At 74.9% G+C, this 26,548-nt stretch carries 2 protein-coding genes (1 of these 2 cut by a window edge); both read left to right on the top strand.

Annotated elements, in window-relative coordinates; translation table 11 throughout:
• Entirely contained in the window at positions 1–21,543 is a 21,543-nt protein-coding gene (locus ACIBPB_RS05505) for an SDR family NAD(P)-dependent oxidoreductase (RefSeq protein ID WP_396838357.1), read from the top strand.
• A protein-coding gene (locus ACIBPB_RS05510) for an SDR family NAD(P)-dependent oxidoreductase (protein WP_396838358.1) crosses the window boundary here: on the top strand, positions 21,540–26,548 show its start. It continues 6,700 nt past the right edge of the window; 5,009 of the gene's 11,709 nt are visible here — the first part of the coding sequence; the start codon lies at positions 21,540–21,542; its stop codon lies off the right edge, out of view. Before ACIBPB_RS05505 ends, ACIBPB_RS05510 begins: the two co-directional genes overlap by 4 nt.

Here is a 26,548-nt window from a genome sequence, read left to right on the forward strand (position 1 = left end):
ATGAGCCAGGGCGCGCCGGCGAACGGTACCGCGAATGAGGAAAGGCTGCGGGCGTATCTGCGGCGGGCCACCGCGGAGTTGCAGCAGACGCGGCAGCGTCTGGTCGATGTGGAGGCGGTGGCGCGGGAGCCGATCGCGGTGGTCGGCATGGCGTGCCGGTTGCCCGGTGGGGTGCGGTCGCCGGAGGAGCTGTGGCGGCTGCTGGCCGAGGGTCGGGACGCGATCTCGGAGTTCCCGACGGATCGGGGCTGGGACGTGGCGGCGTTGTACGACCCGGACCCGGACGCGGCCGGCCACACGTACGTGCGCGAGGGCGGGTTCGTCGACGCGGCCGGGGAGTTCGACCCGGAACTGTTCGGCATCAGCCCGCGCGAGGCGATGACCATGGACCCCCAGCAGCGGCTGCTGCTGGAGACCGCCTGGGAGGCGTTCGAGCGGGCCGGCCTCGACCCGACGGCGGTACGCGGCAGCAGCACCGGCGTCTTCGCCGGGATCATGGTGGCGGACTACGGGTTCCGCCTGCTCCCGGACATCCCCGCCGGCTTCGAGGGCCTGGTGGGCAGCGGCAGCGCGCCGAGCATCGCCTCGGGCCGGGTGGCCTACACGTTCGGCCTCGAAGGGCCGGCGATCACCGTCGACACGGCGTGCTCGTCGTCCCTGGTGGCGGTGCACCTGGCGGCCCAGTCACTGCGCAAGGGCGAGTGCGACATGGCCCTGGCCGGCGGCGCGACCGTGATGGCCACCCCCGGCTCCTTCGTGGAGTTCAGTCGGCAGCGGGCGCTCTCCCCGAGTGGCCGGTGTCGGGCGTTCGCGGACTCGGCCGACGGCACCGTCTGGGGCGAAGGCGTCGGCCTGCTCCTCCTCACCCGCCTGTCCCACGCCCAACAACACCACCTGCCCATCCACGCCGTCATCGCCGGATCCGCCATCAACCAGGACGGCGCCAGCAGCCAACTCACCGCCCCCAACGGACCCGCCCAACAACGCGTCATCCGCCACGCCCTCACCAACGCCGGCCTCACCCCCACCGACATCGACGCCGTCGAAGCCCACGGCACCGGCACCACCCTCGGCGACCCCATCGAAGCCCAAGCCCTCCACGCCACCTACGGCCGCAACCGCCACCACCAACCCCTCTGGCTCGGCTCCATCAAATCCAACCTCGGCCACACCCAAGCCGCCGCCGGCGTCGCCGCCATCATCAAAATGATCCAAGCCCTGCACCACGACCTACTCCCCAAAACCCTGCACATCGACACCCCCAGCAGCCACGTCACCTGGGACCCGGCCGCCGTCGCCCTACTCACCGAAGCCCAACCCTGGCCCGCCCACCCCGACCGACCCCGCCGCGCCGGCATCTCCTCCTTCGGCCTCTCCGGCACCAACGCCCACCTCATCCTCGAAGAAGCACCCACCCACAGCACCGCGCCCGGCGGTGCCGCCGCCACGGGCGAAGCCGGCGGGGCCGCTCACCCCGACGCCGCCACCACCGTCGCAAACCGGACCGACGCCGGGGCCAAGCCCGGGGCCGCGACCGCAGCCGCCTCCACGGACCGAAGCGGGATGGACACCGCGCGCGCAACCAGGGCCCGAGCCGCAAGCACGGACCACACCCGCCAGGCACCGGACGTCCCGCCAGCCGAGGACGCCACCGACACCGCCCCCGTGCCGTTGCTGCTGTCCGGCAAGACCGCCGGCGCGCTACGTCAGCAGGCCGCCCGCCTCGCCGCGCACCTGACCGCCCACCCCGACCTCGCGCTCGCCGACCTCGCCGGGGCGCTGGCCCACCAGCGCGCCCACCTCGACCACCGCGCCGTCATCATCACCAACTCCCCGGCGCACGCCCTCGACGCGCTCCACCACCTCGCGAGCGACCAGCCACACCCCGACCTGATCACCGGTCACGCCACCGACCCCGGCCGCATCGCCCTCGTCTTCGCCGGCCAAGGCTCCCAACACCCCGCCATGGCGAAGGAACTGCTCACCCATCCCGTCTTCGCCGACCACATCCACGCCTGCGACACCGAACTCGCCAACCTCGGCCTCGACTGGTCCATCGAAGACACCCTGCGCCACGGCCGGGAGCTCGACCGCGACGACATCACCCAGATCACCCTCTTCGCCGTCATGACCGGCCTCGCCACCCTCTGGCACCACCACGGCATCACCCCCGACGCCGTCCTCGGCCACTCCCAAGGCGAAATCGCCGCCGCCTACCACGCCGGCGCCCTCAGCCTCCACGACGCCATCACCATCACCACCGCCCGCGCCACCGCCATCACCACCCTGCACGGCACCGGCACCATGGCCTCCATCCCCCTACCCCCCGACCAAGTCACCCCCCTGCTGACCGAACACACCGACCTGCACATCGCCGCCCACAACAGCCCCACCACCACCGTCATCGCCGGCAACCCGGACCAGGTCCAGACCCTGGTCGACACCCTCCAGGCCCGCGACATCCGCGCCCGCCTCATCGCCGTCAACTACGCCTCCCACACCCCCCACATCGAACCCCTCCACGAGGCGCTCCTCACCACCCTCGGCACCATCACCCCCCAAACCTCGACAACGGCCTTCTACTCCACCGTCACCGGCACCGAGATCGACACCAGCCACCTCACCGCCGACTACTGGTACGACAACCTCCGCCAACCCGTCCAACTGCACACCGCCACCCAAGCCCTGCTCACCGACGGGCACCACACCTACATCGAGGCCACCCCCCACCCGATCCTCACCCCCACCCTGCAACAAACCTTCGAGGCCTGGGACGGCGTCGACGAGCCCCACGCCCTCGCCACCCTGAGGCGAGACCACGACAGCCACCGCCAGTTCCTGCACGCCCTCGCCACCGCCCACACCCACGGCCTCACCATCAACTGGCACCTCCCCGCCCCGGCCCGACACCTGCCCCTGCCGACCTATCCCTTCCAACACCAGCGCTACTGGCTCGACCCGGTGCCGGTGGCGTCGACGCCGGCCCACCACGGCCAAAGCCCGGCGGGGCATCCGCTGCTCGCCGCGACGATCACCACCGAGGACGGCACGCACGTCTTCACCGGCCGGCTCACCGTGGACGGTCACCCGTGGACGAGCGACCACGCGGTGGGCGGGCAGCCGATCCTGCCGGCTGCGGCCCTGGTCGACCTGGCCCTGCACTGCGGCACCTTCGCCGGCCGGCGGCACCTGCGGGAGCTGACCATCCACGCGCCGCTGACCCTGCCGGAGACCGAGCCGCTGCACCTGCGGGTCGAGGTGGGCCGGCCGGCGGAGGACGGCAGCGCCATCACCGTCAGCAGCCGGCCGGAGGGACAACCGGACGAGCCGTGGACCCGGCACGTCAGCGGCCTGCTCACCGCCGCGCCGGGCCCGGCGCCCAGCCCGGTCTCGCCGGTGCCGTCGCCCCCCGGGGAACCGGTCGACGTGGCGGCGTTCTACGCCGGTCTGGACGACCTGGGCCTGCACTACGGCCCCGCGTTCCGCAACGTGGTCCGGGCGTGGCGGGACGGGGAGGCCGTGCACGCCGACGTCGCGCTGGACCCGGACGTCGACGCCGCCGGCTACGGCCTCCACCCGGCGCTGCTGGACGCGGCGCTCCACGTCGGGGCCGCGCTGCGTACCGGGGACACCGTGGAGGTGCCGTTCGCGTTCGCGGGCGTCACGGTGCACGCCGCGGGGCCGACCGCGTTGCGCGTCACGCTGACCCGCACCGGCGCGGGGGCGGTCAGCGTACGGGCCACGACGCCGCAGGGCGTTCCGGTCCTGGACGTCGAACGGCTCGACACCCGGCCGCTGGACGTCGCCGCGCTGCGGGCCGCCCCGTTGCACCGGGTGGTCTGGGAGCCCGTCGCGGCCACCGCCGACATTGTCGACGGGTACGAGGCGGTCGACGACGACGGGCTGGCCGACCTGCTGCGTACCTCGATGAACGCCCCCGACGTGGTGGTCTACTCACCGGCGACGGGCGGCGATCCGGTGGCCGGTACGCACGACGCGGTGGCCCGGATGGTGGCCACCCTGCAGAGCTGGCTGCGCGAGCCCGACCTCGACGGCTGCCGCCTGGTGGTGCTCACCCGCAACGCGGTCGCCGCCGGCGACGGCGAGGACGTGACCGACCTGCCGGCCGCCGCGCTGTGGGGGCTGCTGCGGTCCGCCCAGACCGAACACGCCGACCGGTTCGTGCTGGTCGACAGCGACGGGACGGCGGCGAGCGAGGACGCGCTCGCCGCCGCGCTGGGCTGCGGCGAACCGCAGCTCGCGCTCCGCGACGGCCGGCTGCTGGCCCCGCGCGTGGCACCGGTCGCGCCGGTGCCGGATCACCCCGCGGTGCCGCTCGACCCGGACGGCACGGTCCTCATCACCGGGGGTACGGGGACCCTGGGCGGCCTGCTCGCCACCGAGCTGGCGACCACCGGGCAGGCCCGGCACCTGCTGCTGGCCGGCCGGCGCGGCGCCGACGCCCCGGGCGCGGCCGAGCTGGTGGCCCGGCTGCGGGAGTTGGGCGCCGAGGCCACCGTGGTGGCGTGCGACACCGCCGACGCCGAGGCGGTCGCCGCGTTGGTCGACGGGATCCCGGCGGCGCGTCCGCTCACCGCCGTGTTCCACACCGCCGGCGTCCTCGACGACGGGGTGCTCACCGGTCTCGCCGCCGAGCAGGTGCACACCGTGCTCCGGCCCAAGGTGGACGCGGCCTGGCACCTGCACCGCGCCACCGCGCACCTCGACCTGTCCGCGTTCGTGCTCTACTCGTCGATCGCCGGCACGCTCGGCGCCGCCGGGCAGGCCAACTACGCGGCGGCGAACAGTTTCCTCGACGCGCTCGCCCAGCACCGCGTCGCGCAGGGCCGGCGCGCGCTCAGCCTGGCCTGGGGCTTCTGGGCGCAGGCCAGCGGCATGACCGGGCACCTCGGCGACGCCGACCGGGAGCGGCTGGCCCGGGCCGGGCTGCTGCCGCTGCCCACCGGCGAGGCGCTGGCCATGCTGGACCGCGCGCTCGCCGGGACCGCCCCGACCGTCGTACCGACGCGGTGGCACCGTCCGGCGCTGCGCGCGCAGGCCGAGGCGGGCACCCTGCCGGCGCTGCTGCGCGGCCTGGCCCCAGCGCCCGCCCGGCCGGTGGCGGGCCTCGACGGCGCGGCCGGGCTCCTGCACCGGCTGGCCGGCCTGACCGCTGACGAGCGGCACGCGCGCCTGCTGGACCTGGTCCGGGCCCAGGTCGCCGTCGTGCTCGGGCACGCCGACGCCGCCGCCGTGCCGGCGCAGCAGCCGTTCAAGGAGCTGGGCCTCGAATCGGTCACCGCCGTCGAGCTACGCAACCGGCTCACCGCCCTGACCGGCTGGAAGCTGCCCACCACGCTGGTGTTCGACCACCCGACGCCGCTCGCGCTGGCCCGGCACCTCGACACCCACCTGTCCGCGCCGGCGACGCCCGCGCCGGCCCCGGCCACCGCCGTGCCGGCGGTGGCCGACGAGCCGATCGCCATCGTCGGCATGGCCTGCCGGTTCCCCGGTGGCGTCGACTCGCCGGAGCGGCTGTGGCAGCTGGTCCGCGGTGGTGTCGACGCGATGGCCGGTTTCCCCACCGACCGGGGCTGGGACCTCGCGACGCTGCACGATCCCGACCCCGACCGGCCCGGCACCACGTACGCCCGGGAGGGTGGTTTCCTCGGCGACGCCGGCCTGTTCGACGCCGAGTTCTTCGGGATCAGCCCGCGGGAGGCGCTGGCGACCGACCCGCAGCAGCGGCTGCTGCTGGAGACCGCCTGGGAGGTCCTGGAGCGGGCCGGCATCGATCCCACCCGGCTGCGCGGCACGGCCACCGGCGTGTTCGCGGGCGTCGTCTCCCAGGAGTACGCCCCGGCCACTCTGGCGCCGCCCGCGGAGGTCGCCGGCTACCTGCTGACCGGCAACACCACCAGCGTCGCGTCGGGCCGGCTCGCCTACGCGCTCGGCCTCGAGGGGCCGGCGCTGACCGTGGACACCGCCTGCTCGTCGTCGCTGGTCGCCACTCACCTGGCCATGCAGGCGCTGCGCAACGGCGAGTGCACGCTGGCGCTCGCCGGGGGCGCCACGGTGATGGCGACCCCGAAGATCTTCGTGGAGTTCGCCCGGCAGCGGGGCCTGTCCGCCGATGGGCGGTGCAAGTCGTTCGCGGAGTCGGCGGACGGCACCGGGTGGGGCGAGGGGGTCGGTCTGATCCTGCTGGAGCGGCTCTCCGACGCCCAACGCAACGGCCACCCCGTCCTCGCCGTGATCCGCGGCTCCGCGGTCAACCAGGACGGCGCCAGCAACGGCCTCACCGCCCCCAACGGACCCTCCCAACAACGCGTCATCCGCCAAGCCCTCGCCAACGCCCGCCTGAACCCCACCGACGTCGACGCCGTCGAAGCCCACGGCACCGGCACCACCCTCGGCGACCCCATCGAAGCCCAGGCCCTGCTCGCCACCTACGGCCAGCACCGCTCACAGCCCCTCTGGCTCGGCTCGATCAAATCCAACATCGGCCACACCCAGGCCGCCGCCGGCGTCGCCGGCATCATCAAAATGGTCCAAGCCATCCACCACGGCACCCTGCCCAAAACCCTGCACGTCGACGCCCCCTCCACCCACGTCGACTGGACCTCCGGCGCGGTCTCCCTACTGACCCACACCACCCCATGGCCCGACCACGACCGACCCCGCCGCGCCGCCGTCTCCTCCTTCGGCATCAGCGGCACCAACGCCCACGTCATCATCGAACAAGCCCCCGACCCTGCCGGCCAGGACCCGGCCCCGGAGGAGCCGGCCGGATCGGAGTCCGCCACCGACGCCCAATCCGCCGTGCCGCTGCCCTGGCTGCTGTCGGCGAAGACCCCGGCGGCGCTGCGCGACCAGGCGGCCCGGCTGGTGGAGGTGCTGGACGAGCGGCCGGACCTGGCGCCGGCCCGGGTCGCGCACGCGCTGGCCACCACCCGGACCGCGTTCGACCACCGGGCGGCGATCATCCCGCCGGTGGACGACCCGGACGGTGAACCGCACACCACGGCGGACCTGATCGCCGCGCTGCACGCCCTCGCGGCCGGTGCGGCGCACCCCGGCCTGGTGCAGGGGTCGGTGCGGGACGGGAAACTGGCGTTCCTGTTCACCGGCCAGGGCGCCCAACACCCCGGCATGACCGCCGACCTGTCCGCCCGCTTCCCCGCCTACGCGACCGCGCTGGATGAGGTGTGCGCGGCCCTCGACCCGCACCTCGACCACCCGCTGCGCGAGGTCATGTCCGGCGCACACACCGACCTACTCGGGCAGACCCTCTACACCCAGCCGGCGCTGTTCGCGGCCGAGGTCGCCATGGTGCGGCTGCTGGACAGCTTCGGGATCCGACCCGACTACCTGATCGGGCACTCCATCGGGGAACTGAGCGCCGCCCACATCGCCGGGGTGCTGGACCTGCCCGACGCCGCCAAGCTGGTCACCACCCGGGCCCGGCTCATGAACACCATGCCGGCCGGCGCCATGCTCGCCATCACCGCATCCGTCGACCGGATACAACCGCTGCTCGACGCGCACCCCGACGTGAGCCTCGCCGGACACAACAGCCCCACCTCACTCGTCCTGGCCGGCGACACCGACACCATCGAGGCACTAGCCGCCCAACTGGCCGACGAGGGCATCCGGGCCCGCAAGCTGCACGTCGCGCACGCCTTCCACTCCGCGCACACCGAGGCGATCCTCGACGACTTCCGCACCGCCGCAGCACAGCTCACCTACCGGCCCGCGACCCTGCCGATCGTGTCCAACCTGACCGGACAACTCGCCACCGACGAACAACTCGCCGACCCCGACTACTGGGCACGCCACATCCGCGACACCGTGGCCTACGCCGCCGGCACCGAAACGTTGCACACCCTCGGCGTCACCCACTACCTCGAAGTCGGACCCGACGCCACCCTGAGCACCCTCACCCGGGAAACCCTCACCGACGGCACCGCCATCCCCACCCAACACCGCGGACACGACGGCACCACCACCCTGCTCACCGCCCTCGCCACCGCCCACACCACCGGCGTCGACGTCGACTGGACACCGCTGCTCCCCGCCACCCCCGCCCCGGCCGAACCGCTGCCCACCTACCCGTTCCAGCGCCGCCGCTACTGGCTGCACCACGGGACCGGCCCGACCGAGGCGGCGGACCTGGGGTTGAGCCAGGCCGGGCACCCGCTCCTCGGCGCCGCCATCGAACTCCCCAACGACCAGGGCCACCTCTACACCACCCAGCTGAGCGTCGACGCCCATCCGTGGCTGCGCGACCACGCCATCGCCGGCGCCGTCCTGCTCCCCGGCACCGCGTTCGTCGACCTCGCCCTGCACGCCGGGCACGAGACCGGACAGCCGTACCTGGACGACCTCACCATCGAGGCACCGCTCGCCCTCGACGCCGGCAGCCACGTACCGCTACAGGTGCACGTCGACGCCCCCGACCGGGACAACCGGCGGGCCGTCACCTTCCGGACCCGGTACGGCGCCGACCCGACCTGGCGGGTGATCGCCACCGGCACCCTGACCGCCCGGGGCGGACCGGCCGCCGAGCGCGAGCCCGCGCCGTGGCCGCCCGCCGACGCCACCGCCGTGGACGTCTCCGACCTGTACGCGACGCTGGCCGAGGCGGGCGTCGACTACGGGCCCGCCTTCCAGGGTCTGCGCGCCGCGTGGCGGGCCGGCGACACCGTGCACGCCGAGGTCCGGCTCCCCGACGAGGTCAGCAGCAGCGGGTACGGCATCCACCCCGCGCTCCTCGACGCCGCCCTGCACCCGCTCGCCCTCACCGCCGGGGACGGCGGGACCCGCCTGCCGTTCGCCTGGGCCGGCGTCGCCCTGCACGCCACCGACGCCACCACCCTGCGGGTCCGGTTCCGGCAGGTCGGCGCCGACGTGGTGAGCGTGCACGCCACCGACCCGGCCGGCGCGCCGGTCATCGACATCGAGTCGCTCACCCTCCGGCCGCTGCCGCAGGGCGGCCACCGCGACGTGGCCGGCCTGTTCACGGTGGAATGGGCCGCCCTCGACGTGACCCCGGCCGGCGCGGCACCGGCGTACCCGATCCTGGACCCGGCGGGACTCGACCGGCTGCTCGCCGCGGACGCCGCACCCGACGAGGTCGTCGTCCTGGCCGTCAGCGGCCCGGACGGGCCCGACGGCGTCGCGGCGCTCACCGCCGAGACGTTGGCGCTGCTGCGCCGCTGGCTGGCCGACGACCGGTGCGCCGCCGGCCGCCTGGTGGTGCTGACCAGCGGCGCGGTCGCCGCGGCACCGCACGACGAGGTCGCCGACCTGGCCGCCGCGGCCGCGCGGGGGCTGGTCCGCGCGGCGCAGGCCGAGCACCCGGGACGCCTCGTCCTCGTCGACTGGGACGCCACCCCGGCCAGCCGGGCCGCCCTGCCGGCCGCCGTCGCCAGCGGCGAACCGGAGCTGGCCCTGCGCGAGGGCGCCGCGCTGCGGCCGCGACTCGTCCGGACGCTGCCCGGCGAGCGTCCCGACACCGGCCTGGACCCCGAGGGTACGGTCCTGATCACCGGCGGCACGGGCGGACTGGGCGCGCTGCTGGCCGGCCATCTCGCCGCGACCGGGCGGGCCCGGCGGCTGCTGCTGGCCAGCCGGCAGGGCCCGGCGGCGCCCGGCGCCGACGCGCTGGCCGCCCGGCTGGCCGAGACCGGCGCCGAGGTGACCGTGGCGGCCTGCGACGTCACCGACCCGGCGGCGGTGACCGCCCTGCTCGCCGGGATCTCCGCCGGGCACCCCCTCACCGCCGTCTTCCACACCGCCGGCATGGTCGACGACGCGCCGCTGCACACCCTCAGCGGAGCGCAGCTGGACCGGGTGCTGGCACCGAAGGTGGCCGGGGCGTGGCACCTGCACCAGGCCACCGCGGACCTGCCGCTCGCCGCGTTCGTGCTCTACTCCTCGGTCGCCGGCACGCTCGGCAGCGCCGGGCAGGGCAACTACGCGGCGGCGAACGCCTACCTCGACGCCCTGGCCCAGCACCGCGCGGCGCGGGGACGCCCCGGCACCTCTGTCGCGTGGGGACTGTGGGAGCGGGAGACCGGGATCACCCGGCACCTCGACGCGCGGGACCGGTCGCGGGCCGCCCGGCACGGCGTACGGCCGCTGACCGACGCGGCGGGCCTCGCCCTGCTCGACGCCGCGCTGGCGGACGGGCGGCCAGTGCTGGTGGCCGCCGACCTCGACGCGCGGAGCGTGCCCGCGCTGCGCCCCTCCCGGCCCCGGCGCAGCGCGGCGACCAGCACCGACGCCACCGGCCTGACCGGCAGGCTGGCCGGGCTGGACCCCGCCGAGCGGGCCCGGTTGCTGTCCCGGCTGGTCCGCGCCGAGGTCGCCGCGGTGCTCGGCCACGCCGACGCCGACCAGGTCGACCCCGACCGGGCGTTCAAGGACCTCGGGTTCGACTCGCTGACCGCCGTGGACCTGCGCAACCGGCTCACCGCCGCCACCGGCCTGCGGCTGCCCGCCACGCTGATCTTCGACCACCCCACCGCCGAAGCCCTCGCCGGCCACCTGCTCACCCGGTTGGCGCCCGCCGCCGGACCGGGCGTCACCCGGACCGTCGCGGGCCCGGCGCCGGCCGACGAACCGGTGGCCATCGTCGGCATGGCCTGCCGCTACCCGGGCGGCGTGCGCAACCCGGACCAGTTGTGGGACCTGGTCGCCGGCGGGATCGACGCGATCAGCGAGTTCCCCACCAACCGGGGCTGGCAGCTCGACCGGCTGCACCACCCCGACCCCGACCACCCCGGCACCACGTACACCCGCCACGGCGGCTTCCTGCACGACGCCGACGCCTTCGACGCCGACTTCTTCGGCATCAGCCCGCGCGACGCCGCCGCCACCGACCCCCAGCACCGGCTGCTGCTCGAGACCGCCTGGGAGACCATCGAGAACGCCGGGATCAACCCGCACACGCTGCGGCACAGCGACACCGGCGTCTTCACCGGCATCATGTACGGCGACTACGGCGCCCGCCTGCAGCAGCCGCCCGCCGGCTACGAGGGCCACCTGAGCAACGGCAACGCCGGCAGCATCGCCTCCGGGCGGCTCGCGTACACGCTGGGGTTGCAGGGGCCGGCGCTCACCGTCGACACCGCCTGCTCGTCCAGCCTGGTCACCGCCCACCTGGCCATCCAGGCGCTGCGCAACGGCGACTGCAGCCTCGCCCTGGCCGGCGGGGCGACCGTGATGGCCACCCCCGGGACGTTCATCGAGTTCGCCCGGCAGCGCGGGCTCGCCGCCGACGGGCGGTGCAAGTCCTTCGCGGACACGGCCGACGGCACCGGCTGGAGCGAGGGGGTGGGTCTGCTCCTGCTGGAGCGGCTGTCCGACGCCCGGCGCAACGGCCACCCGGTGCTCGCGGTGATCCGCGGTTCGGCGGTCAACCAGGACGGCGCCAGCAACGGCCTCACCGCCCCCAACGGCCCCGCGCAGGAGCGGGTCATCCAGCAGGCCCTGGCCGCCGCCCACCTCTCCCCCGCCGACGTCGACGCCGTGGAGGCGCACGGCACCGGTACGACCCTCGGTGATCCGATCGAGGCGCAGGCGCTGCTCGCCACGTACGGGCAGGACCGCGACGAGCCGCTGTGGCTCGGGTCGGTCAAGTCGAACCTGGGGCACACCCAGGCCGCCGCCGGCGTCGCCGGCATCATCAAGATGGTCCAGGCGCTGCGCCACGGCGTGCTGCCGAAGACCCTGCACGTCGACGCCCCCTCGTCGCACGTCGACTGGGCGTCCGGCGCGGTGGCCCTGCTCACCGAGAACACCCCATGGCCCGACCACGGCCGGCCGCGGCGCGCCGCGGTCTCCTCGTTCGGCATCAGCGGCACCAACGCCCACGTCATCATCGAACAGGCCCCGCCAGCGGGACCCGCTGCCTCGACCCCGGCCGTCTCGACCCCGCCCGTCCCGACGCGCGCTGGATCGACGGCCGCGCCTGCGGACGCGGAGTTGGGAACGCGGCCGGCTGACGTTCCGGCGGGTCCGGCGGGTCCGGCGGGTCCGGCAGGTCCGGCAGGTCCGGCAGGGCCTGCGGACGGTCCGGCAGGGCCGGTGCGGCCGGCTGACGTTCCGGCGGATCCGGTGCGGCCGGCGGACGGCTCGGCAGGGCTGATGGCGGCGGGCGGCGACGCCGGGGAGGTGGCGCTGCCGTGGCTGTTGTCGGCGAAGACCCCGGGGGCGCTGCGCGACCAGGCGGCCCGGCTGGCAACCCACCTCGACGAGCACCCCGAGCTGGAGCCGCCCGCGGTCGGGTACGCGCTGGTCGCCGGGCGCGCCACCTTTGCCGAGCGGGCGGCGATCGTGCCGGCCGGCCCGCCCGGCGAGGGCGAGCCGCACACGGCGGCGGACCTGATCGCCGCGCTGCGGGCCCTGTCCACCGGTAAGACCCACCCGAGCCTGCACACCGGGGTGGCCGGTGGTGGCGGCAGGGTGGCGTTCCTGTTCACCGGGCAGGGCGCCCAACACCCCGGCATGACCGCCGACCTGTCCGCCCGCTTCCCCGTGTACGCCGCTGCTTTGGACGAGGTGTGCGCCGCCCTCGACGTCCACCTGGACCGGCCGCTGCGGGAGGTCATGTCCGGGCCGCACACCGACCTGCTCGGGCAGACGCTCTACACCCAGCCGGCGCTGTTCGCCGCGGAGGTCGCCATGGTGCGGCTGCTGGACAGCTTCGGGGTGCGACCGGACTACCTGATCGGGCACTCCATCGGGGAACTGAGCGCCGCGCACATCGCCGGGGTGCTGGACCTGCCCGACGCCGCCAAGCTGGTCAGCACCCGCGCCCGGCTCATGAACACCATGCCCACCGGCGCCATGCTCGCAATCACCGCACCCCTGCACCGGATACAACCACTCCTCGACGCGCACCCCGACGTGAGCCTGGCCGGGCACAACAGCCCCACCTCACTCGTCCTGGCCGGCGACACCGACACCATCGACGCGATCGCCGCCCGACTGGCCGACGACGGCGTGCGGGCCCGGAAGCTGCACGTCGCGCACGCCTTCCACTCCGCGCACACCGAGACGATCCTCGACGACTTCCGCGAGGCCGCCGCAAGCGTCACCTACCGGCCCGCGACCCTGCCGATCGTGTCGAACCTGACCGGACAGCTCGCCACCGACGAGCAACTGTCCGACCCCGACTACTGGACCCGACACATCCGCGAAACGGTCGCCTACGCCGCCGGCACCGAAACCCTGCACCACCTCGGCGTCACCCACTACCTCGAAGTCGGACCCGACGCCACCCTGAGCACCCTCACCCAAGAGACCCTCACCGACGCCACCGCCATCCCCACCCAACAGCGCGGACACGACGGCACCACCACCCTGCTCACCGCCCTCGCCACCGCACACACCACCGGCATCGACATCGACTGGACACCACTGCTCCCGGCCGGGCCGACCCCGCCGGTGCCGCTACCCACCTACCCCTGGCAGCACCAGCGCTACTGGCTACACGCCGACCCCACCATCAGCGACGCCCACGACCTCGGCCTCACCAACGCCGGACACCCCCTGCTGGCGGCCGCCATCGAACTCCCCCACCACCAGGGCCACCTCTTCACCGGACGCATCTCCACCACCACCCACCCCTGGCTGGCCGACCACACCATCGCCGGCACCACCCTGCTCCCCGGCACCGCCTACCTCGACCTCGCCCTACACGCCGGCCACCACACCACACACCCCCACCTGCACGACCTCACCATCGAAACCCCCCTCACCCTCGACCCCACCACCAGCCGGCACCTACGCGTCGAGGTCGGCCCCACCGACGAATCGGGACAGGCACCGCTGACCATCAGCTCCCGCGACCAGGACGACCCCGACAGCGACTGGACCGTGCACGCCACCGGCGGCCTGTCGTACGGGGCGGTGCCGGTGGTCGACCCCTTCCCGGCCTGGCCACCCGCCGGTGCCACGCCGGTGGATGTCGACGCCCTCTACGCCGGGTTCGCCGAGGCGGGCGTGGACTACGGGCCCGCCTTCCGGGGCGTACGCGCCGCCTGGCGGGACGGCGAGACGGTCTACGCCGAGGTCGAGGCGCCGGACGAGCTGACCACCACCGGGTACGGCATCCACCCGGCCCTGCTCGACGCGGCGCTGCACCCCCTCGCCCTGCTCGACGGGACCGACCAGGGCGTACGGCTGCCGTTCGCCTGGTCGGACGTCCGGCTGGCCGCCGGTGGGTCCCGTGCGCTACGGGTCCGGATCACCCGGGCGGCGCCGGACAGCGTCACCGTGGATACCGTCGACCCGACCGGTGCTGCCGCCGTCACCATCGGCCGGCTGGCGCTACGCACCCCTTCGACGGGCGACCTCGATCCGCAGGCGGCCGCTCTCTACGGGACCACCTGGGTTGCGGTGCCGGCGCCGACCCGGACGGCCGTACCGCCGGCGGTCGACCTGCCCGGCCTCGACGACCTGATCGACGGCCCGGAGCCGGTCCCGGCGGTGGTGGTCGTCCGCCCAACCACACCGCATCAGGAGGTGGTGGCCGGTACGCACGATCTGGTCGACCGTACCCTCGCCGCCCTGCGCCGCTGGCTGTCCGACGACCGGTGCGCGACGAGCAGCCTGATCGTCGTGACCCGTGGGGCGGTTGCCGCGCGGGCGGGTGAGGACGTCACCGACCTGCCCGCGGCGGCGCTGTGGGGGTTGGTCCGGTCGGCGCAGTCGGAGAACCCGGACCGGATCAGCCTCGTCGACCTGGACCTGGCCGGCGACGACCTGCTCGGGGCGGTCGCCGCCACCGGCCGGCCCCAACTGGCCGTCCGCGACGGCGCGCTACTGGCACCCCGGGTGGTCCGGATGAGCGCCGCGACCCTCGAGGACGGCGGTGCCGCCGGGTGGGATCCGGACGGGACGGTGCTGATCACCGGCGGCACCGGCACCCTCGGCGCGCTCCTCGCCACCCACCTCGCCACCACCGGCCAAACCCGACACCTCCTACTCGCCAGCCGCCGCGGCCCCGACGCACCCGACGCCGCGCCGTTGATCGACCGGCTCACCGAACTGGGCGCCACCGTCACCGTGGTCGCCTGCGACACCGCCGACCCCGACGCCGTCACCGCCCTCATCGGCGGTGTGCCGGACGCACACCCCCTCACCGCCGTCTTCCACACCGCCGGCACCACCGACGACGCCACCCTGCACACCATGACCGCAGACCAGGTACACACCGTGCTGCGGCCCAAGGTCGACGCCGCCTGGCACCTCCACCGCGCCACCCACCACCTCCCCCTGGCCGCCTTCGTCCTCTACTCCTCCGCCGCCGGCACCCTCGGCAGCCCCGGACAAGCCAACTACGCCGCCGCCAACACCTACCTCGACGCCCTCGCCCACCACCGCCACACACTCGGCCTCCCCGCCACCAGCCTCGCCTGGGGACTCTGGGCCCACACCAGCACCATCACCGCCACCCTCGACACCACCAACCAACAACGCCTCACCCACGCCGGCATCCACCCCCTCCCCACCCCCGACGCCCTCCACCTCCTCGACACCGCCCTCCACACCACCCACCCCGCCCTCATCCCCGCCAAACTCACCCCGGCAGCACTGCGCCTGTTCAACCCAGCGCCGCAGCGGCGGGCCACCGCCGTCGTGGCCGGTGATCTCGCCAGCCGGCTCGCCGGACTGGGTCGGGCCGAGCAGGCGCGTCAGATCCTGCGGTTGGTCCGTACCGAAATCGCGGCCGTGCTCGGCCACGCCGACGCCGAGACCGTGGACCCGCGACGGGCGTTCCGGGACCTCGGCTTCGACTCGCTCACGGCGGTGAACCTGCGCAACCGGCTCGCCACCGCGACCGGACTGCGGCTGCCCGCCACCCTGGTCTTCGACCACCCCACCGCCGACGCCCTCGCCGAGCACCTGCTGGCCCAACTCGCGCCCCGCACATCCGGCCCGGCCACGCCGGTTGCCACCGCGGCCACCGACGAGCCGATCGCGATCGTCGGGATGGCCTGCCGTTATCCGGGCGGGGTCGGCTCACCGGAGGAGCTGTGGCAACTCGTCGCGGGCGGCGTCGACGCGATCAGCGGATTCCCCACCAACCGGGGCTGGGATCTGACCGGCCTGTACGACCCTGACCCGGACCACCCCGGCACCACGTACGCCCGGCACGGCGGGTTCCTGCACCACGCCGACGAGTTCGACAACGACTTCTTCGGCATCAGCCCCCGCGAAGCCGCCGCCACCGACCCCCAACAACGACTCCTCCTCGAAACCGCCTGGGAAGCCCTCGAACGCGCCGGCATCGACCCCGACCGGCTACGCGCCACCGCGACCGGCGTGTTCACCGGCGTCATGTACAACGACTACGCCAGCCGCCTGCAGAACCAGGCACCGGCCGGGTACGAGGGCTACCTCGGCAACGGCAGCGCCGGCAGCATCGCCTCCGGACGCCTGGCGTACACGCTCGGGCTGCAGGGGCCGGCGGTCACCATCGACACGGCCTGCTCGTCGTCGCTGGTCGCCACCCACCTCGCCATCCAGGCGCTGCGCAACGGCGACTGCGGTCTGGCCCTGGCCGGTGGCGTCACGGTGATGGCCACCCCGACCACCTTTGTGGAGTTCAGCCGGCAGCGAGGGCTGGCGCCGGACGGGCGGTGCAAGCCGTTCGCGGAGGGCGCCGACGGCACCGGCTGGGGCGAGGGCGCCGGGCTCATCCTGCTGGAACGCCTCTCCGACGCCCGCCGCAACGGGCACCGGGTGCTCGCGGTGATCCGCGGCTCGGCGGTGAACCAGGACGGCGCCAGCAACGGGTTGACCGCGCCGAACGGGCCGTCCCAGCAGCGGGTCATCCAGGCGGCGCTGGCCAGCGCCCGACTGACCCCGGCCGACGTGGACGCCGTCGAGGCGCACGGCACCGGCACCACCCTCGGCGACCCCATCGAGGCCCAGGCGCTGCTCGCCACCTACGGCCAGCACCGCGCCGACGACGAGCCACTTTGGCTCGGCTCGATCAAGTCGAACATCGGCCACACCCAGGCAGCCGCCGGCGTCGCCGGCATCATCAAAATGGTCCAGGCCATCCGCCACGGCACGCTGCCCAGGACCCTGCACGTCGACGCGCCCAGCTCCCACGTCGACTGGGACACCGGCGCCGTCGCCCTGCTCACCGAGAACACCCCCTGGCCCGAGCACGACCGGCCCCGCCGCGCCGGCATCTCCTCCTTCGGCATCAGCGGCACCAACGCCCACCTCATCATCGAACAAGCCCCCACCACCACGCCGACACCGGCCACCACCGAACCACCGACCGCACCCGTCGCCCTGCCCTGGCTGCTGTCCGCAAAGACCCCGGCCGCGCTGCGCGCCCAGGCCGCGCAACTGGTGGCGCACGTCGGCCAACACCCGGACCTGGACCCCGGTGCGGTCGCCGCCACCCTGCTCACCACCCGCACCGCGTTCGGACAGCGGGCCGCGGTGCTGCCCGGCGCCGAGCCGGTCGGCGCGCTGCGCGCGCTGGCCGAGGACCGCCCGCATCCCGCGCTGCTCCAGCACACCGCGTCGCACTCCGGCCGGACCGTGTTCGTGTTCCCCGGCCAGGGCGGACAGTGGCTCGGCATGGGCCGCGAACTCGCCCAACACAGTCCCGTCTTCGCCGCCCACCTCGACGCCTGCGCGACCGCGCTGCGGCCCTACGTCGACTGGGACCTGCACCAGGTGCTGCACGACGACGACCCCGACTGGCTCACCCGGGTGGATGTCGTCCAGCCGGTCCTGTTCGCGGTGATGACCGGGCTGGCCGCCGTGTGGCGGCACCACGGCATCACCCCCGACGCGGTGATCGGCCACTCCCAGGGCGAGATCGCCGCCGCCTACGCCGCCGGTGCCCTGTCCCTCGACGACGCCGCGAAGATCGTCGCGCTACGCGCCCAGGCGCTGCGGGCGCTGATCGGCCACAGCGACATGGCCTCCCTCGCCCTACCCGCCGACCAGGTCACCGACCTCCTCGCCACGCTGACCACCGACACCGCGACGCCGCCCAACGCCAGCCACGCCGACGAAGGCAACGCCGGCCCCAACGGCACGAACACCAGCACCAACGGCAGGCCAACCACCGAAGCCGACCCCACCCACCCCAGCACCAACGGCCACAGCACCGGACCCCGGGCCTACATCGCCACCGTCAACGGGCCGAACGCCACCGTCATCGCCGGCGACCCCGACGCCGTCGCGGCGGCAGTCGCCCACTGCAAGGACCGCGACATCCCCGCCCGGGTGCTCCCGGTCGGCTACGCCTCCCACACCCCCCACGTCGAAGCCCTCCGCGAGGACATCCACACCGCCTTGGCAGGCGTCACTCCGACGGCCACCGACGTCGCCTTCTACTCCACCTACACCGGCGACCGCACCGACACCGACACGCTCACCGCCGACTACTGGTACGACAACCTCCGCCACCCCGTCCAGTTCCAGACCGCCACCGAAGCCCTCCTGCGCGACGGCTACACCACCTTCATCGAGGTCAGCCCACACCCGGTCCTCATCCAACCCATCGAGGACACCGCCGACCAACACGACATCGTCGCCGTACCCACCCTGCGCCGCGACACCACCGACCAACTCACCACCGCTCTCGCCACGGCCTACACCCACGGCCTCCCGATCGACTGGACCCCGCTGCTGCCCGCCGGCACACCCCCCGTCGACCTGCCCACCTACCCGTTCCAACGCCAGCACTACTGGCTCCAGGCGCCCCCGGCCATCCAGCAGGCCAGCGACCTCGGGCAGGATCCGGCCGGCCACCCGCTGCTCGCCGCCGCCATCGACCTGCCCGACCAGCAGGGCCACCTCTTCACCGGCCGGCTCACCCCCACCACCCAACCCTGGCTCGCCGACCACGCCGTCACCGGCACCGTGCTGCTGCCCGGCACCGCCTACGTCGACCTCGCCCTGCACGCCGGACACCACACCGGCCACCCCCACCTCGACGACCTCACCATCGAGGCGCCGCTGATCCTCGACCCGGACAGCGATGTGCAACTGCGGGTGGAGGTCGGCGCCGAGCAGGCGGACGGGAGCCGTTCGGTCGCCGTCCGCTCGAAGGCGGGAACCGCGCCGGGCTGGACCAGCCACGCCACGGGAACGCTCACCCGCGTACCCCCGGAGATGGACCCCGCTCCGGCGTCGTGGCCGCCCGCCGACGCCGTCCCGGTCGACACCACCCACCTGTACGACGGGCTCGACGCGGCCGGCATCTCGTACGGGCCGGCGTTCCGGAACCTGCGCCGGGCGTGGCGGCTCGGCGACGACGTCTACGCGGACGTGGAGCTGCCGGCCACCACCAGCCCCGGCGGTCACCGCATCCACCCGGCGCTGCTCGACGCCGCGCTGCACCCCGCCGCGCTCGTCGGCGGCGACGACGCGGTCCGGCTGCCGTTCTCCTGGCAGGGCGTCTCGGTACCCGCCGACGCCCCGACGGTGCTGCGGGTGCGGGTCCAGCGACCCGCTCCCGACGCGGTCCGGCTCACCGGATGGGACGCGGCGGGCGCCCCGGTGGTGGCGGTGGAGACCATGACCGCCCGGCCGCTGGCGGCCGCGCAGCTCGGCGCGGCGGCCACCCGGATCCCGGCGGACTCGCTCTTCACCGTGGAGTGGACACCGGCCGACGGCCGGCCCGCGGAGCCGGCGGACACCGGCCGGTGGGCGGTGCTCGATCCGTCCGGCGGCGCGGCCGGCACGATCCTGCCCGACGCCGACCGGCTGGACTCCCTCGCCGCGCTGAGCGACCGCCTGGAACGCGGCGAACCCGCCCCCGACCTGGTGATCGTCCCGCTCCCGGCGGCCCCGGACGGGCCGCCGCCGGCGCAGGTCCGCAGCGTCCTCGACGAGCTGCTGACCCTGCTGCGCGACTGGTCGGCCGACGAGCGGCTGGCCGCCGTCCGGCTGGCCGTGCTCACCCGCGGCGCGGTCGCCGCCGGCACCGACCAGGGCGTACGCGATCTGGCCGGCGCGGCCGGGTGGGGGCTGACCACCACCGCCCAGTCGGAGAACCCGGGACGCATCACGCTCGTCGACCTGGACGACGACGAGGCGTCGGCGCGGGCCCTGCCCGACGCGCTGGCCGGCGCGGACCCGCAGCTCTGCCTGCGCGCCGGGGTGGTGCTGCTGCCGCGACTCGTCCGGGCCGCCCTGGACGTACCCGAGCCGGAGCGGACGCCCGACGGCGCCGGCACCGTCCTGGTCACCGGCGGCACCGGCACCCTCGGTGAACTTGTCGCCCGGCACCTGGCCCGCACCGGCGGCGCCCGGCACCTGCTGCTGGCCAGCCGGCGCGGCGCGGCGGCGCCCGGCGCGGCCGCGCTCGCCGCGGAGCTGCGGGAGCTGGGGGTCGAGGTGACCGTCGCGGCGTGCGACACCGCCGACGAGCGGGACCTGGCCCGGCTGCTCGCGGCCGTCCCGGCGGACCGGCCGCTCACCGCGGTCATCCACGCGGCCGGTGTCCACGACGGCGGGCTGGCGCCCACGCTGACCCGCGAGCAGGTGGAGCGGGTGCTGCGGCCCAAGGTCGACGCGGCCTGGCACCTGCACCGGCTGACCCGGCACCTGGACCTGAGCGCGTTCGTGCTCTTCTCCTCCGCGGCCGGGCTGCTCGGCAGCCCGGGCCAGGCCAACTACGCCGCCGCCAACACCTTCCTCGACGCCCTCGCCGGGCAGCGGCGGGCGGCGGGCCTGCCGGGCGCGTCGCTGGCCTGGGGGGTGTGGGCGCACGACGCCGGGATGGCCGGCGACCTGGGCAGCGCCGACCGGGCCCGGATGGCCCGGTCGCGGATCCTGCCGCTGCCGGTCCGGCAGGGTCTCGCCGTCCTCGACGGGGTGCTCGCCGGGGCCGGCGCCCCGGTGCTGCTGCCCGCGCGGCTGGACCTGTCCACCCCGTCGGACCCGGAGCAGCGGGCGTCGCTGCCGCCGCTGCTGGCCCCGCTGGTGCCGGCCGCGCCGGCCGGGCCGGCCGTCGACCCGGCGGCGCTGGTCGACCGGGTCGCGGAGCTTCCGGAGGGCGAGCGGGAACAGGTCCTGCAGGATCTGGTACGCGACCACGTCGCCGCCGTCCTCGGGCACTCCTCCGGCCAGTCGGTCGACGCCGACCGGGCGTTCAAGGAACTCGGCTTCGACTCGATCACGGCGGTCGAGCTGCGCAACCGGCTCAACCACCAGACCGGGCTGCGCCTGCCGGCGACGCTGGTCTTCGACTACCCGACGGTCGGCACGCTCGCCGCGCACCTGCACACCCGGCTGGCGCCCCCGGTGGTCGCCCCGTCGACCCGGGCCCTCGCCCAGCTCGACGAGCTGGCCGCGCTGATCGCGGCGATCCCGGGCGACGACGCCGGGCAGGAGATCGTGGCCGCCCGGCTGCGCGCCCTGCTCGCGGACGTGGGCGCCCGCCACACCGAACCGGGCGACGACGACCTGCTGTCGGCGACCACCGAGGAGCTCTTCGACGTGCTCGACAACGAACTCGGACTCCACCAGGGCGGTGAGCTGCGATGAACGCGAGGACCCAGCGGGCCGAGGTCACGGTCAGCCAGGAGAAGCTGCACGACTACCTGCTGCGGGCGACGACCGACCTGCGGCAGACCCGGCGGCGGCTGCGCGAGTACGAGGAGCGGGCGCGGGAGCCCATCGCCATCGTCGGCATGGGCTGCCGGTTCCCGGCCGGCAGCACCTCCCCCGAGCGGCTGTGGGAGCTGCTGGTGGCGGGGCGCGACGCGGTGACCGACTTCCCGGCCGGCCGTGGCTGGGACACCGACCGGCTCTACGATCCCGACCCCGACCGCCCCGGCAGCTCGTACGTCCGCACCGGCGCGTTCGTCGGCGACGCCGACCAGTTCGACGCGGACTTCTTCGGCATCAGCCCTCGGGAGGCGCTCGCCACCGACCCGCAGCAGCGGATCCTGCTCGAGGTGGCCTGGGAGACACTGGAACGCGCCGGCCTCGACCCGGCCGGGCTGCGCCACAGCAGCACCGGCGTCTTCGTCGGCACCAACGGGCAGGACTACGTCAAGCACCTCTCCGGGGCGGTCGCCGGCGCCGAGGGCTTCCTGGCCACCGGGAACATCGCGAGCGTCGTGTCGGGTCGCATCTCGTACGTGCTGGGGCTGGAGGGGCCGGCGGTCACCGTGGACACCGCCTGCTCGTCGTCGCTGGTCGCCACCCACCTCGCCATCCAGGCGCTGCGCAACGAGGAGTGCAGCCTGGCGCTGGCCGGCGGGGTGACCATCATGGCCACTCCGACCACCTTCGTGGAGTTCAGCCGGCAGCGCGGGCTCGCGCCGGACGGGCGGTGCAAGCCGTTCGCGGAGGGCGCCGACGGCACCGGCTGGGGCGAGGGCGCCGGCCTGATCCTGCTGGAACGCCTCTCCGACGCCCACCGCAACGGCCACCGGGTGCTCGCGGTGATCCGCGGCTCGGCGGTGAACCAGGACGGCGCCAGCAACGGGTTGACCGCCCCCAACGGCCCGTCCCAACAGCGGGTCATCCAGGCGGCGCTGGCCAGCGCCCGACTGACCCCGGCCGACGTGGACGCCGTCGAGGCGCACGGCACCGGCACCACCCTCGGCGACCCGATCGAGGCGCAGGCCCTGCTGGCCACGTACGGCCAGCAGCGCACCGACGACCAACCGCTCTGGCTCGGCTCGATCAAGTCGAACATCGGCCACACCCAGGCTGCGGCCGGGGTCGCCGGCATCATCAAGATGGTCGAGGCGATCCGCCACGGCGTGCTGCCGAAGACCCTGCACGTCGACGCGCCCAGCTCGCACGTGGACTGGTCGGCCGGAGAGGTCGCCCTGCTCACCGGGAACACCCCGTGGCCGGAGCACGGCCGGCCCCGCCGGGCCGGCGTCTCCTCCTTCGGGATCAGCGGCACCAACGCCCACCTGATCATCGAACAGGCCCCGACGGGCGAGGACGCGCCCGCCGCCGCCGACCGGCCGGCCGGTGGGCCGGGGCGGCTGCCCTGGGTGCTGTCGGCGAAGACCTCGGCCGCGTTGCGCGCCCAGGCCGCCAACCTGGTCACCCACCTCGACCAGCACCCCGACCTGGACCCGAATGCGGTCGCCGCCGCCCTGCTCACCACCCGCACCGCGTTCGCCCAGCGGGCGGCAGTCCTGCCCGGCGCCGAGCTGGTCGACGCGCTGCGGGCCCTGGCCGAGGACCGGCCGCACCCCGCCCTGCTCCAGCACACCGCGACCCACTCCGGCCGGACCGTGTTCGTCTTCCCCGGCCAGGGCGGACAGTGGCTCGGCATGGGCCGCGAACTCGCCAGGCAGAGCGACGTCTTCGCCGCCCACCTCGACGCCTGCGCCACAGCGCTACGGCCCTATGTGGACTGGGACCTGCACACCGTCCTGCACGACGACGACCCGGACTGGCTCACCCGGGTGGACGTCGTCCAGCCGGTCCTGTTCGCCGTCATGACCGGCCTCGCCGCGGTGTGGCGGCACCACGGCATCACCCCCGACGCCGTCATCGGCCACTCCCAAGGCGAGATCGCCGCCGCCTACACCGCCGGCGCCCTTTCGCTGGACGATGCCGCGAAGGTGGTCGCGCTGCGCGCCCAGGCCCTGCGAGCGCTGATCGGGCACGGCGACATGGCCTCCCTCGCGCTACCCGCCAACCAGGTCACCGAACTCCTACGCGGCTCGAACAACCGAGCGCACATCGCCACCGTCAACGGGCCGAACGCCACCGTCATCGCCGGCGACCCCGACGCCGTCGCGGTGGCAGTCGCCCACTGCAAGGACCACGACATCCCCGCCCGGGTGCTCCCGGTCGGCTACGCCTCCCACACCCCCCACGTCGAAGCCCTGCGCGACGACATCCACACCGCACTCGACGGCGTCCAACCCACCGCCACCGAGGTGGCGTTCTACTCGACCTACACCGGCGACCGGATCGACCCGACGGAACTCACCGCCGACTACTGGTACGACAACCTCCGCCACCCCGTCCAGTTCCAGACCGCCACCGAAGCCCTCCTGCGCGACGGCCACACCACCTTCATCGAGGTCAGCCCGCACCCCGTCCTCATCCAATCGATCGAGGACACCGCCGACCAGGTCGAGGAGGGCGCCGACCAGCACGAGATCATCGCCCTGCCCACCCTGCGCCGGGACACCACCGACCAGCTCACCACCGCCCTGGCCACCGCCCACACCCACGGCCTGCCGGTCGACTGGACCCCGCTGCTGCCCGCCACCGTCCCCCCGGTCGACCTGCCCACCTACCCGTTCCAACGCCAGCGCTACTGGCTGCACGCCCCCGCCACCATCAGCCAGGCCAGCGACCTCGGCCAGACCGCCGCCGAGCACCCGCTGCTGGCCGCCGCCATCGAACTACCCGACCAGCAGGGCCACCTCTTCACCGGCCGACTCACCCTCGACCGGCAACCCTGGCTCGCCGACCACGCCGTCACCGACACCGTGCTCCTGCCCGGCACCGCCTACGTCGACCTCGCCCTGCACGCCGGCCACCACACCGCACACCCCCACCTCGACGACCTCACCATCGAAGCCCCGCTCACCCTCGACCCCGACAGCGACCTGCAACTGCACGTCGAGGTCGGGCCCGAACACGGCGACGGACGCCGCTCCATCAGCATCCACACCCACCAACACGACACCTGGACCCGGCACGCCACCGGCACCCTCACCCGCACCGCACCGGCCCACCCGTCCGAGCCCGACGGGGAATGGCCCCCGACCGGCGCCACCCCCATCGACCTCACCGGCTTCTACGACACCCTCGCCACCACCGGCCTGCACTACGGCCCCACCTTCCACGGCGTCCACACCGCCTGGCGCCACGGCGACACCCTCTACGCCGACATCCACCTCCCCGACGACCAGGACACCACCGGCTACGGCATCCACCCCGCCCTCCTCGACGCCGCCCTGCACCCGATCGCCGCCACCGCCACCGAGCTGAAGCTGCCGTTCACCTGGGCCGGGGTGACCCTGCACGCCACCGACGCCCGGCACCTCCGGGTACGCCTGCGGCCCGTCGGCGACGACGCCCTCCGGCTGGACGCCACCGACCCGGCCGGCGCTCCCGTGGTCACCGTCGGCACCCTCACCGTCCGGCCGCTGCCCGCCGGACATCTCGGCGACGACCGCAGCCTGCGGGACAGCCTGTTCCAGCTCGACTGGAAGCCCACCGCCCCGCCCGCCGGGGAACACCCGGCCATCGAGGTCCTGGACCTGGTGGCGGCGCGGCAACTGCTCGCCGGCGGCGGGCCGCTGCCCGAGGTGGTCGTCGTGGCGGCGCCGGCGTCGGACGACCCGGAGCTGCCGGCGGCCGCGCACGCCGCCGGGGAGGAGCTGCTCGGGCTGCTCCAGGCCTGGTCCGCCGACGACCGGGGGCACGACGGCCGGCTCGTCGTGCTGACCCGCGGCGCCGTCGCCGCGTACGCCGGGGAGGATGTCCCGGATCTGGCGGCGTCGGTGCTGTGGGGCCTGGTCCGGGCCGCGCAGGCCGAACATCCGGGCCGCTTCGTCCTCGTCGATCATGATGGCGGGCCGGCGAGCCGGGACGCGCTCGCCGCCGCCGTGGCGAGCGGCGAACCGCAGCTCGCCGTCCGGCAGGGCGCCATGCTGGTGCCGCGGCTGGGCCGGCCCCGCGCCGGGGCCGCGCTGGTCGCGCCCGCGGCGGGCCGCTGGCGGCTGGCCGTGACGGCGGAGGGTACGTACACCGGTCTCACGCTCGCCCCGGCCGACGCGCTGCCGGACGTGCCCGGACCGGGCGAGGTGCGGGTGGCGGTGCGCGCCGCCGGGCTGAACTTCCGGGACGCCATGGTGGCGCTCGGGACGTACCCGGGCACGGCCGAGCTGGGCAGCGAGGCCGCCGGCGTGGTGACCGCGGTCGGGACCGGCGTTTCCGACCTGGCCGTGGGTGACCGGGTGATGGGCCTGTTCACCGGCGCGCTCACCCAGGTCGCGGACGTGGACCGGCGGTTCCTGGCACCGGTGCCGCCCGGCTGGTCGGATGTGGCGGCGGCCAGCGCGCCGGTCGCGTTCGTGACCGCGTACTACGCGCTGCGCGACCTGGCGGACGTCCGGGCCGGTGAGTCGCTGCTCGTGCACGCCGCCGCCGGTGGGGTCGGCACGGCCGCCGTGCAGCTGGCCCGGCTCTGGCAGGTCGAGCTGTACGGCACGGCCAGCCCCGGCAAGTGGGCGGCGCTGGCCGGGCAGGGCCTGACCGGTGCGCGCGTCGCGTCGTCGCGGGACACCGGTTTCGAGGCCGCGTTCCGGGCCGCCACGGGGGGTCGCGGCGTCGACGTCGTGCTGAACGCCCTGGCCGGGGAGTTCGTCGACGCGTCGCTGCGGCTGCTGGCCCCGAACGGCCGGTTCGTCGAGATGGGCAAGACCGACGTCCGGGACGCCGCGCAGGTGGCGGCCCGCCACCGTGGGGTGCGGTACCGGGCGTTCGACGTGGCCGAGGCGGGACCGGACCGGATCCAGGAGATCCTGGCCGAGCTGTCCGCGCTGTTCGCCGC

It is taken from the genome of Micromonospora sp. NPDC049836 (assembly GCF_044465125.1).
GTDB lineage: Bacteria > Actinomycetota > Actinomycetes > Mycobacteriales > Micromonosporaceae > Micromonospora.